Source organism: Janthinobacterium sp. JF4 (genome assembly GCF_059617925.1).
Genome location: NZ_JCAQAV010000067.1, coordinates 1 through 12,504, shown reverse-complemented (window position 1 = coordinate 12,504; position 12,504 = coordinate 1). Strand labels below are relative to the sequence as shown.

Annotated in this window: 11 protein-coding genes; 7 read left to right on the top strand and 4 right to left on the bottom strand. The window is 65.0% G+C overall.

The window, feature by feature from the left end; all coding sequences use genetic code 11:
* Positions 1 to 62: 62 nt before the first annotated feature.
* Entirely contained in the window at positions 63 to 890 is an 828-nt protein-coding gene (locus AC54AF_RS26120) for an IclR family transcriptional regulator domain-containing protein (RefSeq protein WP_496638897.1), read from the bottom strand.
* Positions 891 to 1,056: 166 nt separating this feature from the next.
* Between AC54AF_RS26120 and AC54AF_RS26115 the strand changes: the two genes are divergently transcribed.
* The 7 genes from AC54AF_RS26115 (at position 1,057) to AC54AF_RS26085 (ending at position 8,051) form a co-directional block, all read left to right on the top strand.
* On the top strand, positions 1,057 to 1,755 hold the full coding sequence (locus AC54AF_RS26115) for a 3-oxoacid CoA-transferase subunit A (protein ID WP_496638896.1): 699 nt from the start codon (positions 1,057 to 1,059) through the stop codon (positions 1,753 to 1,755).
* A 10-nt stretch (positions 1,756 to 1,765) separates the two neighbouring features.
* Complete coding sequence (locus AC54AF_RS26110) at positions 1,766 to 2,407, top strand: 3-oxoacid CoA-transferase subunit B (RefSeq protein WP_496638895.1); 642 nt, start codon at positions 1,766 to 1,768, stop codon at positions 2,405 to 2,407.
* 28 nt (positions 2,408 to 2,435) lie between these two features.
* Positions 2,436 to 3,638: a 3-oxoadipyl-CoA thiolase gene (gene pcaF, locus AC54AF_RS26105; protein WP_496638894.1), complete on the top strand. Its 1,203-nt coding sequence runs from the start codon at positions 2,436 to 2,438 to the stop codon at positions 3,636 to 3,638.
* Positions 3,639 to 3,790: 152 nt separating this feature from the next.
* Positions 3,791 to 5,086 carry an MFS family transporter gene (locus AC54AF_RS26100; protein WP_496638893.1) on the top strand — a complete coding sequence of 432 codons (1,296 nt, stop codon included), beginning with the start codon at positions 3,791 to 3,793 and terminating at the stop codon, positions 5,084 to 5,086.
* 90 nt (positions 5,087 to 5,176) lie between these two features.
* Positions 5,177 to 5,872, top strand: a complete 696-nt coding sequence (locus AC54AF_RS26095) for a fumarylacetoacetate hydrolase family protein (RefSeq protein ID WP_496638892.1) — start codon at positions 5,177 to 5,179, stop codon at positions 5,870 to 5,872.
* 21 nt (positions 5,873 to 5,893) lie between these two features.
* The gene (locus tag AC54AF_RS26090) at positions 5,894 to 6,214 is read left to right on the top strand and encodes a thioredoxin family protein (RefSeq protein WP_496638899.1); all 321 of its coding nucleotides are present in this window, start codon (positions 5,894 to 5,896) and stop codon (positions 6,212 to 6,214) included.
* Positions 6,215 to 6,752: 538 nt separating this feature from the next.
* Positions 6,753 to 8,051 carry an MFS transporter gene (locus AC54AF_RS26085; protein WP_496638891.1) on the top strand — a complete coding sequence of 433 codons (1,299 nt, stop codon included), beginning with the start codon at positions 6,753 to 6,755 and terminating at the stop codon, positions 8,049 to 8,051.
* Positions 8,052 to 8,185: 134 nt separating this feature from the next.
* Here the strand turns inward: AC54AF_RS26085 and AC54AF_RS26080 are convergent, their stop codons facing one another.
* From AC54AF_RS26080 to AC54AF_RS26070, 3 genes are all read right to left on the bottom strand, one after another.
* Positions 8,186 to 10,666, bottom strand: coding sequence for a TonB-dependent siderophore receptor (locus tag AC54AF_RS26080; RefSeq protein ID WP_496638890.1), 2,481 nt, complete (start codon positions 10,664 to 10,666; stop codon positions 8,186 to 8,188).
* Between the two features lie 73 nt (positions 10,667 to 10,739).
* Positions 10,740 to 11,744 carry a FecR family protein gene (locus tag AC54AF_RS26075; protein ID WP_496638889.1) on the bottom strand — a complete coding sequence of 335 codons (1,005 nt, stop codon included), beginning with the start codon at positions 11,742 to 11,744 and terminating at the stop codon, positions 10,740 to 10,742.
* Positions 11,741 to 12,268, bottom strand: a complete 528-nt coding sequence (locus AC54AF_RS26070; protein WP_496638888.1) for a sigma-70 family RNA polymerase sigma factor — start codon at positions 12,266 to 12,268, stop codon at positions 11,741 to 11,743. The genes AC54AF_RS26075 and AC54AF_RS26070 overlap by 4 nt, the downstream gene beginning before the upstream one ends.
* Between the last annotated feature and the right edge of the window lie 236 nt (positions 12,269 to 12,504).

Below are 12,504 nucleotides of genomic sequence, written 5' to 3'. Positions count from 1 at the left end.
AACGTTATTGAAAGCAACGCTGGGAGCGTTCCCACATCTGACGGTGACATAGCCAAAAATAATCACTGCTGCACCCGCACCAGGGCGCTGACCCGGCTTGCCGTATCGAGCAGTTTCGGCAAGCTGTGTTCCAGCAGATGCGCCACGGACGGCCCCGCCGTCTGGCCGCTGACATTGATCGCCGCCACCACCTTGCCGGCCCGGTCGAACACGGGCGCGGCCAGGGCGATCAAGCCCTGTTCCAGCTCTTCCTGCACCAGGCACCAGCCCTGGCGCCGCACTTGCGCAATCTCTTCCATCAAGACGTCGATATCGACCTTGGTCGCCGGTGTGACTTTCAGCAGCGCCATCTTCGACAGCCGTTCGCGCAGCACCTCGGGCGCCAGGCCCGACAGCAAGACTCTGCCCATCGAGGTGCAGTAGGCGGGCAGGCGGCTGCCGATGCCCAGGTTGATCGACATGGTGCGGTGCGCGGACAGGCGCACCACATACACGATGTCGTCGCCGTCGAGCACGGTGGCCGAGCACGACTGGCGCAAGGTCTGCATCAATTCTTCCAGCAGCGGCTGCGCCTGCGTCCATACGGGCAAGGACGACAGATAGGCGTAACCGAGGTCGAGCACCTTGGGCGTCAGGCGGAACAGCCGCCCATCCGCTTCCACATAACCGAGATGCAGCAAGGTGTGCAGGATGCGCCGCGCGCCGGCGCGCGTCAGTTGCGCCCGTGCCGCCACTTCGCTCAAGGTCTGTTGCGGCGCCTCCGCGCCAAAGCTGCGCAGCACGGCCAGGCCCCGCGCGAACGATTGCACATAGCTGTCGCCGGGACGGGGGGCGCCGTCGGCATCGACGGTTTCGTCGGAGGAAAGGGCGGTGCTGCTGCGGTCGGTCATGGCGATTCCAATGGGTCAAGGTGGCAATTATAGCCATGGCGCTGGCGAAAGCGGCAAATTGACAAGCGCCCCGATCAGGCCTATTCTCACACATAAGTTCTAAATACGAATATTTGTTCTTTATGCGAACAAATGATTGATGGGTTTGATGTGAAGGAGGCAGGCAATGATCGACAAACTGCGTTCCAGCGTGCTTGATGCGCTGGCCGATATCCACGATGGCGCCACCGTCATGATTGGCGGCTTCGGCGGCGCGGGCCAGCCGGCCGAGCTGATCGACGGCTTGATCGCCCAGGGCGCGCGCGACCTCGTCATCGTCAACAACAATGCGGGCAATGGCGACACGGGCCTGGCTGCCTTGCTGCAAAACGGGCAAGTGCGCAAGATCATTTGCTCGTTCCCGCGCCAGGCCGATTCCCACGTCTTCGACGCCCTGTACCGCGCGGGCAAGCTGGAACTGGAACTGGTGCCGCAGGGAAACCTGGCCGAGCGCATCCGCGCCGCCGGGGCCGGCATCGGCGGCTTTTTCACGCCCACGGGCTATGGCACGGACCTGGCCAAGGGCAAGGAAACGCGCGAGATCGATGGCCGCATGTATGTGTTCGAGTCGCCCATCCACGCGGACTTCGCCCTGATCAAGGCGGAGCAGGGCGACCGCTGGGGCAATCTGACCTACCGCAAGACGGCGCGCAACTTCGGCCCGATCATGGCCATGGCCGCGAAAGTCAGCATTGCCTCCGTGCATGAAGTGCATGACTTGGGCAGCATCGATCCCGAGCACGTCATCACGCCGGGCCTGTTCGTGCAGCGCCTCGTGCAAGTGCCGCGCACGGCCACCGGCCCCGCCGGCTTCAAAGCTGCCTGAGGAGTATCAATTGCATAAATGGAATCGAGATCAGATGGCGGCCCGCGTGGCGGCCGACATCCATGAAGGCAGTGTCGTCAACCTGGGCATCGGCTTGCCGACCCTGGTGGCGAACCACTTGCCGGCTGGCGCGGACATCATCCTGCACAGCGAAAACGGCGTCATCGGCATGGGCCCCGCGCCCGCGCCCGGCGAGGAAGACTATGACCTGATCAACGCGGGCAAGCAGCCCGTCACATTGCTGCCCGGTGGTAGCTATTTCCACCATGCCGACAGCTTCGCCATGATGCGCGGCGGCCACCTGGACATCTGCGTGCTGGGCGCGTTTCAAGTATCGGCCACGGGCGACCTGGCCAACTGGCACACGGGGGCGCCGGACGCCATTCCCGCCGTGGGCGGGGCCATGGACCTGGCCATCGGCGCGAAAAAAACCTGGGTCATGATGGAATTGCTGACCAAGACGGGGGAAAGCAAGCTGGTGCAGGCCTGCACCTATCCACTCACGGGCATAGCCTGCGTCAGCCGCATCTACAGCGACCTGGCCGTGCTCGACCTGGGACCAAACGGCGCCGTGGTGACCGAGCTGGTCGATGGCTTGAGCTTTGCGCAACTGCAAGCGTTGACGGCCGTGCCGCTGACGGATGCCCGTTAATTCAAACCACATTCTTGGAGGAAAGAACATGACCCACGCCTACATTTGCGATGCTCAGCGCACGCCCTTTGGCCGCTATGGCGGCAGCCTGTCCGGCGTGCGCGCCGACGACCTGGGCGCCGTGCCCATCCGTGCCTTGATGGCGCGCAATCCCGAGGTGGACTGGACGGCCGTCACCGACGTGCTGTATGGCTGCGCCAACCAGGCGGGCGAGGATAACCGCAACGTGGCGCGCATGGCGGCCTTGCTGGCAGGCTTGCCCGACAGCGTGCCGGGCGCCACCCTGAACCGCCTGTGCGGCTCGGGCCTGGACGCCATCGGCAGCGCCGCGCGCTTCATCAAAAGCGGCGAAGCGGGCTTGCTGATCGCCGGCGGCGTGGAAAGCATGAGCCGCGCGCCATTCGTCATGGGCAAGGCCGGCAGCGCCTTTGCGCGCGGCATGAAAATGGAAGACACGACCATCGGCTGGCGCTTCATCAACCCGCTGATGAAGGCGCAGTACGGCGTCGATTCGATGCCGGAAACGGCGGAAAACGTGGCCAGCGACTTCGGCATCAGCCGCGCGGACCAGGATGCGTTCGCCCTGGCTAGCCAGGTGAAGGCGCTGGCGGCGCAGCAGGCGGGCGTGTTCGACGGTGAAATCTGTCCCGTCAGCATCGCGCAGAAGAAGGGCGAGCCGATTATCGTTGCCCGCGACGAGCATCCGCGCGCCACCACGCTGGATACCCTGGCCAAATTGCAACCCGTCGTGCGCGCAGGCGGCACGGTTACCGCCGGCAACGCGTCCGGCGTCAACGATGGCGCGGCGGCGCTGCTGCTGGCCGACGAGGCCAACGCGGCCCGTTTCGGCCTGACGCCGCGCGCCCGCGTCGTGGCCATGGCGACGGCCGGCGTGGCGCCGCGCATTATGGGCATCGGCCCCGCGCCCGCCACCCTGAAAGTGCTGGCCATGACGGGTTTGAGCCTGGCTGACTTCGACGTCATCGAACTGAACGAAGCGTTTGCCGCGCAGGGCCTGGCCGTGCTGCGCCAGCTGGGCTTGCAGGATGACGACCCGCGCGTCAACCCGAACGGCGGCGCGATCGCCCTCGGCCACCCGCTGGGCGCGTCGGGCGCGCGCCTGGCCATGACGGCCGTCAACCAGCTGCACCGCACGGGCGGCCGCTATGCCCTATGCACCATGTGCATCGGCGTGGGGCAGGGCATCGCGCTGGTGCTGGAACGGGTCTGATCTTGCGCATCGGCCGGCGAAAAATAGTTGCCGGCGATACGTATTAACGCGTATGCCGGGCGGCTTTTTGAGCCTGATCCAGCGCGTATGATGCAAAACCGCCCGGGCAACCGGGCTGGCGTTGGCTTTTTTATACGAACAAGAAGATTGATATGACATCCCACGATACTCCGCATGACGTTGCGCAGCTGACTTCCCAGCAGCGCATCAAGGCCATCATTGGCGCTTCCTCCGGTAACCTGGTCGAATGGTTCGACTTCTACATTTACTCGTTCTGCGCGCTGTACTTTTCGCACGCCTTCTTCCCTTCCGGCAATCCCACCACGCAGCTGCTGCAGACGGCCGGCATCTTTGCCGCCGGCTTCCTCATGCGTCCCGTGGGCGGCTGGCTGTTCGGCCGCATCGCCGACAAATACGGCCGGCGCCAGTCGATGATGATTTCCGTGCTGATGATGTGCGGCGGTTCCTTGATGATCGCCGTGCTGCCCACGTATGAAACCATCGGCGCCTTCGCCCCGTTCCTGCTGCTGGTGGCGCGGCTGTTCCAGGGCCTGTCCGTGGGCGGCGAATACGGCACCAGTGCCACCTACATGAGCGAAGTGTCGGAATCGGGCAGACGCGGCTTCTTCGCTTCGTTCCAGTACGTGACCCTGATCGGCGGCCAGTTGCTGGCGCTGCTGGTGCTGGTGGTGTTGCAGCAACTGTTGACGCTGGAAGAATTGCGTGCCTGGGGCTGGCGCATCCCGTTCGTCTTCGGCGCGCTGGCGGCCCTGGTGTCGCTGAACTTGCGTAAATCCCTGACGGAAACGACCACCGCCAGCGAGCGCAAGGACAAGGACGCGGGCAGCCTGCGCGGCTTGCTCAAGCACAAGCGCGCCTTCATCACGGTACTCGGCTTTACTGCCGGCGGCTCGCTCGTGTTCTACACGTTTACCACCTACATGCAGAAATACCTGGTCAACACGGCCGGCATGGATACCAAGACGGCCAGCGCCGTCATGACCTGCGCGCTGCTCGTCTACATGATTTTGCAACCGGTGTTCGGCGCCCTGTCCGACCGCATCGGCCGCCGCACCTCGATGCTGTTCTTCGGCGGCCTGGCCACCCTGTGCGTGCTGCCGATCATGCATGCCTTGAAGGACATCAGCAGCCCGTACGCGGCGTTTGGCCTGATCATCATCGCCCTGGCCATCATCAGTTTCTACACGTCGATCAGCGGCTTGATCAAGGCGGAAATGTTTCCCGTCGAAGTGCGCGCGCTGGGCGTGGGCCTGTCGTATGCGGTCGCCAACGCCATGTTCGGCGGTTCGGCCGAATACGTGGCGCTGCAGTTCAAGGCCTGGCACGTGGAAGACTACTTCTACTGGTACGTCACCGTCATGTGCCTGATTTCCTTCATCGTCGCCATCCGCATGCCCGACCCGAGCCGCTCGGGACTGCTGAAGTAAGCTTGCCGTAAAATGGGGGACACTGCGTGGGGGACACTGCGGTGTCCCTTTTTCATCACCGCCTAATTATCGTGCCGATCAGGAGTCTTCATGCCGTATGTCATTCCCGCAGCCATCCAGCCCAGCGTACCCGTCACCGGCAGCGTTGATACTTTCCCTGTCCACCGCATCTACTGCGTGGGCCGCAACTATGTCGACCACGCCCAGGAAATGGGCCACACGGGCCGCGAGGCGCCGTTTTTCTTCATGAAACCCGCCGACGCCGTATTGCCCGTGCCTGCCGGCACGACGGGCGAACTGCCGTATCCGGCGCAGACGCAGGATTTTCAGCACGAGATGGAACTGGTGGTGGCCATCGGCAAGGGCGGCAGCGACATCGGCGTGGCCGATGCGCTGGACCACGTGTGGGGTTATGCGATCGGCCTGGACATGACGCGCCGCGACGTGCAGGGCGCGGCGAAAAAACTGGGCCGTCCATGGGACACGGGCAAGGCCTTCGAGCACTCGGCGCCCATCGGCCCCATCACGCCGGCCGCGCAGGCGGGCGACGTCAGCCACGCTGCCATCACCCTGCACGTGAATGGTGTGCTGCGCCAGGGCAGCAGCATTGACATGCTGATCTGGAACGTGGCTGAAACCATCGCCGACCTGTCGACCTACTTTACCTTGCAACCAGGCGACCTGATCTACACGGGCACGCCGGCCGGCGTGGCGGCCGTGCAGCGTGGCGACGAACTGGTGGGCGCCATCGATGGCCTGGGTACCTTGCGCATGAAAGTGGTCTAAGCTGTCTGGGAGACTGGCATGATGAACGACACCTATTCTGCAGCACAACCGGCGCGCGCCGAGATCGACGCCTTGAAGGGGGCGGCCCTGCTGGAATTTGGCACGGGCTGGTGCGGCCACTGCCGCGCCACCCAGGCGCCGCTGGCCGCCGCGTTGGCGCAGCACCCCGCGGTGCCGCATATCCGCGTGGAAGACGGCCCCGGTCGCGCCCTGGGGCGTTACTTCCGGGTGAAGCTGTGGCCGACCCTGATCTTTTTGAAAGATGGCCAGGAAGTGGCGCGCCTCGTACGCCCGCTCGACAGCCGCGAAATTGAGGAGGCTTTTGCATTGATTGATGCGTAGGTCGTTTTAAACCCAACGGCAGATGCTGGGGTTTGCACGCCATCATTTCTTGCCGCACTGCACCACTGCGCGTATGATAAGCCGCTTACAGCAAGATCAACCGCATCCTTCGTGATGCAGCGCGATCATCGCCGGCCCGCTCCACCCGGAGGGGCCGCAGGCAAGGATTCACCACAAATGACCGATGCCGCGATGCCGACGCGCGGGTCTGGTACGGAATGCCTGGCGATACGCCGGGCCTGATACACGTCGCCCATCCCCTGACGCCTTTCCTGCCGTGCCCCGGGTAACCGGATGGCGCACGACCGTTGTTTCTCTAAATCAGCACTGATCACGGCGCGTTGGCGCGCGTTGCCGGTAGTTCGCTACGGCAACAAAAACCGTTGTTTTTTGTTTGCAAATTTAATAGCAAATGCGCGGCAAACGCTGGCGCGCACGGCTATGATATGTGGACAATACGGAGACAACGTGCTGTGCTGCTGCCTGAAAAAACATCCAGAGAATGGCCTTTAGACACCCTCCCCAAGGAGCGCAGTAAATGAGTAAGCCCCGGAGCACCCCCCCCAAGAAAAATTCCCCCGGCACGGTGCTGTTCGCCAGCCTGATCGGCACCACCATCGAGTTCTTCGACTTTTATATCTATGCCACCGCCGCCGTGCTGGTGTTCCCGAAACTGTTCTTCCCCGCCGGCGACCCGTCGGCCGCCGTGCTGCAGTCGCTGGCCACGTTCGCCATCGCCTTCTTTGCCCGCCCCATCGGTTCGGCCGTGTTCGGCCACTTCGGCGACCGCGTCGGCCGCAAGGCCACCCTGGTGGCAGCCTTGCTGACCATGGGGATTTCCACCGTCATCATCGGCTTGCTGCCCACGTACGCCGCCATCGGCACCCTGGCGCCGCTGCTGCTGGCGCTGTGCCGTTTTGGCCAGGGCCTGGGCCTCGGCGGCGAGTGGGGCGGCGCGGTGCTGCTGGCGACGGAAAACGCGCCACCGGGCAAGCGCGCCTGGTATGGCATGTTCCCGCAGCTGGGCGCGCCGATCGGCTTCTTCCTGTCGGGCGGCATTTTCCTGCTGCTGAGCGAAACCATGACCGATGAACAGTTCTTCAGCTACGGCTGGCGCATCCCCTTCCTCGCCAGCGCGCTGCTGGTCATCGTCGGCCTGTATGTGCGTCTGAAGATCACGGAAACGCCGGACTTCCAGAAAGTCATCGACAAGAACGAAGTCGTCAAGCTGCCGGTGGCCACCGTGTTCCGCCAGCATGGCCGCATGCTGTTCCTGGGCACCATCATCGCCCTGGCCACCTTCGTGCTGTTCTACCTGATGACGGTGTTCGCGCTGAGCTGGGGCACGACCAAGCTGGGCTTCACGCGCAAGGAATTCCTCGTCGTGCAACTGTTTGCCGTGCTGTTCTTCGCGCTGACGATTCCGTTTTCGGCCGTGCTGGCCGACCGCCGCGGCCGCCGTGCCACCATGATCTGGGTCTCCGTCGCCATCGCCATCTTCGGCCTGGTGCTCGCGCCCATGTTCGGCTCCGGCGTGACGTGGGAAGTGACCGTCTTCATGGCCGTCGGCCTGGGCCTGATGGGCATGACCTACGGTCCGCTGGGCACGATGTTGTCCGAACTGTTCCCGCCCGAAGTGCGCTACACGGGCGCGTCGCTGACGTTCAACCTGGCCGGCATCCTTGGCGCCTCGCTGGCGCCGTACATCGCCACCTGGCTGGCCACCAACTACGGCTTGCAATACGTGGGCTACTACCTGTCGCTGGCCGCCGTGCTGACGTTGGCTGCCCTGCTGATGGTGGGCAAGCCACGCGCGGGCAAGGAAGCGTGGGAATAAACGCCCGCGCTAGCTGCATCCCCTGATGGAACGAACCCCGGAAGCTGGCATCCAGCTTCCGGGGTTTCTTTTATGGCTCCTCCGCCGCGCCGTCATCCTGGCCGGTAATCCCGGCTCTCAGCCCCCCGATCCGTTTACCACTTCGGCGTGTACTTCAGGGTGAACTGCACGTTGCGCGGGTCGCCATAGTAGTTATTCGAACCGGTGGTGTTGTAGGCCGGGATGATGTAGCGCTTGTCGAAGACGTTGTTGACGTTGACCGACAGGGCCACCTGCGGCGTGGCTTGCCAGGCCAGGCGCGCATTCCAGATCGAGAAGCCGGCAAGCTTGAAGGTGCGCTCGGTATCGACCGTATGGCTTTGCATGTTCACGCCGGCGCCGACACTGAACCTGCTCCACTCGCCGGGCAGGGTATAGTCGGACCACAGGCGCAGCATATGCTTCGGCGTCCAGGTCGAGAAGACCTCGCCCTTGTTATCCGGATCGTCGAGATAGGTCGTCGTCGTATAGGCATAGCCGGCCGACAGCTGCAGGCCGCGCGCCACTTCGCCCGACACTTCCGCTTCCAGGCCCTGGCTGCGCACCTTGCCCGAGGCGCGCGAGCAGTACCAGCCGTCGCAGGCGAAACCGGCAGCGTAGTCGTTGACGGCGCGGTCCTTGTGGTCGTAGCGGAACACGGCCAGCGAGGTGTTGACCCGGCCGTCCAGCAGTTCACCCTTGATGCCGCCCTCGTAGCTGCTGCCCGTGATGGGTTTGAGGATCTGTCCGGCCACATTGTGGTTCGTCTGCGGCTGGAACACGTCCGCATAGCTGGCGTAGGCCGACCATTGCGGCGTCAATGCATAGATCAGGCCCACCGAGGGCGTGAACTTGGCCGCGACGCTGGTGGTGTCGCGGTAGCCGTCCGGCGTGGCATACACGAAGTCGTACCAGTTGAAGCGCCCGCCCAGCAGGGCTTTCAGATGGCTGGTCAGCTGGCCGTTCCAGGTGCCGTACAGGCCTTTCTGGCGCAGGTCATAGGTGCTGGTGCTGGTGACGCCTGTTGGGCGCGCGGCGATGGTGTCGAAATCCTGCCAAGGGCGATGGTGGTTGATATGGAAGATATCCGCGCCCGGCTCCCACGCACGCGCATAGCGGTCGTTCGACGTGAGGCTGACATAGCTGGCGCCGACGACGACTTCCTGCGCGATGCCCAGGCCATCGAATTTGCCGCGCACGAAGGCGTCGATGCCGCGCTTGCGGTTGTCGAAATCGGTGGAAAAGTCGCCATAGCGCGCGCCGCTGCCGTCGGGATTGATTTTAAAGGCCGTGCGCTGGTGCGTGGAGCTGGTGCTTTCATTCATGCCCAGCGCCGACGCCTTCAGGCTCCATTGCGTATTGACCTGGTGTTCCAGGTCCAGGTAGACGGTGCTCTGTTCCACCAGGCTGCGGTTCCAGTCGGCGCCCGTGAAGGTGGAGCGCGGCAGAGGCAGTTCGCTGCCGTCCGCGTAGCGGGGCAGGCCGATGAAGGTGGGGCGGCCGTATGCTTTCACATGGCTGGCGGCCAGGCCGACCGTGGTGGCGGGCGCCAGGTCGTAGTCGAGCGCCGCGTACAGGGTGCGGTTCTTGCTCCACACCTGGTCGATGAAGGAGTGACTGTCGTCTTCATCGACGATGGCGCGTCCGCGCAGGGTGCCTTCCGCGTTCAGGGGGCTGCTGATGTCGACCTGGGCGCCGTAGTGGTCCCAGGAGCCGGCGCGCCCCGTCAGCGTGATTGCGCGCGTGGCCAGCGGGCGCTTGCGCACCAGATTGACGGAACCGCCCGGGCTGCCCGTGCCGACGAGCATGCTGGAAGCGCCGCGCAGCACTTCCAGGCGGTCGTAGATGACCATGTTTTCCTGGCCCCAGTTACCCAGCGCATAGGTATTGCGGTCGATCGGCACGCCGTCGTACTGCCATTGATCGATCTGGAAGCCGCGGGCCGTGATCACCACGCCCGGTCCTACGCCATGCACGCCCACCACGCCGGTGACGTTGTTGACGGCCTCGCGCAAGTCCGTGATGCCCTGGTCGTCCAGGCGCTGGCGCGTCAGCACGCTCACCGATTGGGGGATGTCCTTCATCGCTTGCTCGCCCTTGCCGATGGTGATTCTGCGCGCCGTGTAGGAGCCGCTGCCTTCCGTGGTGGCGCCTTGTTCGGCCTGGCCTACGATGGTAATCGAGGGCATGGTGCGCTCGGCCGCCGAGGCGGCACTGGCCGCCGCCGTGGGAGTGGATGCTGGCGCGGCCATCAGCACATAGCCGGTCGCCGTCTTGCCGATGGCGTAGCCGCTGCCGCGCAGCAGCACGGCGAAACCGTCCTCGATGGCGTAGCTGCCCTGCAGGCCGGTACTGGTCAAGCCCTGGACCTTGGAGGCGTCGATGACGATGGACACGCCTGCCTGCTGGGCATAGCGGTTCAGGGCACCGGCCAGCGGACCGGCGGGGATGGCGTAGCTGGCGATAGCCGGCGCTGCCTGGGCGACTGCCTGCGCGTGCAGGCCGGCGCCGGCCAGCAGCATGGCCGCCAGGGCCAGCGGGCGCAGACGCGTGCGCAGGGGGGGCGGGGATGAAACGGCAATGACTTGAACGGACATGGTGACAGCCTTTTTTGATTGATCTCAGCTGCCTTGACGCACGAGATGCGCCAACACGAACCTGCGCGGGCATTTATTTTTTTGCCGCGCCGTTGGCGGGCGCGTCCACCATCACCAGGTAGCGCGTCAGCATGCGGATGCGCAGCTGCGGGAAACTGTCGATCAACAGCTGCAGCGCCTTGTCCGTGTCGTCCAGCGGCAGCACGGCGGCCACGCGGATGCCGGCGATCTGCGCGCGGTCGTAATGCAGCTGGCCGGGGCGGTGGCGCGCCAGCTCGTCGAGCACTTCGGCCAGCGGCAAGTCGTCGACCACCAGCTGGCGCGCGCGCCACGCTTCCTGCACGCTGGCCGCATCGATGCTTATCAGTGGCCCGACGCCATCGTCCGTGATGCGCGCGCGTTGGCCCGCCTGCACCACGACGGCCGGATGTTGCGGCACCTGCGCCAGCACGGTGGATTCCAGCATGCTCAGGATGGTGGCGCCGCCTTCCCTGCGCACGGTAAAACGCGTGCCCAGCGCGCGGATCGCCGCCTGCTTGCTGTCGACGATGAAGGGGCGCTGCGCATCCTTGGCCACGTCGACGAGGATGTCGCCACGCACCAGTTCCACATGCCGCTCGCCCGCATGGAAACGCACATTGACGGCGCTGTCGCTGCCCAGGGTCAGGCGGCTGCCATCGGCCAGGGTGTGCGTGTGCCATTGTCCCGTGGGGCTGCGCAGGTCGGCCAGCAGATAGGCGGGGCGCTCGCCGATGACCAGCGCACCGGTCAGCAGCAGTACGGCCACGGCGCTGGCGGCGGCCAGCTGGCGCAGACGCTGGCGCGGACGGTCGGGCGCGATGGCGGCCAGGGCGGCGCGCGCGGGGCGATGGTCGCCGCCGGCCGGCTCGCGCACGGCGCTCAACTGGAGCAGCAGGTTTTCCATGCCGGCGGCGACTGTCGCGTGCAGCGGGTCGGACGCCTTCCACGCTGCGAAGCCGGCCTGCGCGGTGTCGCGCTCGGCCGGGTCGTCGGCGCTCAGGCGCACGATCCAGTGCGCGGCCTGCTCGGCTGCCGCGTCGGCGCGCGCAGTCTTCATGCTGCCATGGCCGGGCAGGCGTGGCGGCAGGCCAGCAAGGCTTGCACCAGGTATTTTTGCACCATGCGCGTGGAGATGTTCAGTTGCGCTGCGACGGCGGCCTGCGATTGCTCTTCCAGGTAGTGCAGCAGAAAGGCTTCGCGTGCCTTGCTGGACAATCCGTCCAGCGCCGTGGCGATCTGCCCGAGCGCCTGCACGGCCATCAGGATCTCGTCCGGCGACGGCGCGCCGGGCAGGCTGTCGGCCAGCAGGGCCAGTTCCGCCAGATAGCTGCGCTCGAGTACTTGCCGGCGCGCGCGGTCGAGCAGCAAGCGCTTCGCCGTGGTGGATAAATAGGCGCGCGGCTCGCGCATGCCGAACAGCGCGTCGCGCGAGGCGATGATGCGCACGAACGTGTCGTGCGCCACGTCGGCCGCGCCATGCGGGCAGCTGAGTTTTTTGCGCAGCCAGCCGACCAGCCAGCCGTGATGCTCGCTGTAGAGCGACTGCACTTGCTGTTGCAGGCTGGGCTGGGCGACGGACATAAGATTGCGGTGATTATGAATGAGAATTATTCTCATTGTAAGCGCCAGCAGTGTTGCACGACAATCCCCAGTGCATGCGGATGGGGCAGGTGTTGCGCGCAGGCCGCATGCGCGGCGGTGCCGGAAATGAAAAAACCCGCCGCTGCACGGGGCAGGGGCGGGTTCTTCATACTGCAAATTCTTGGTGGTGATAGGTGGACTTGAACCACCGACCCCAGCATTATGAATGCTGTGCT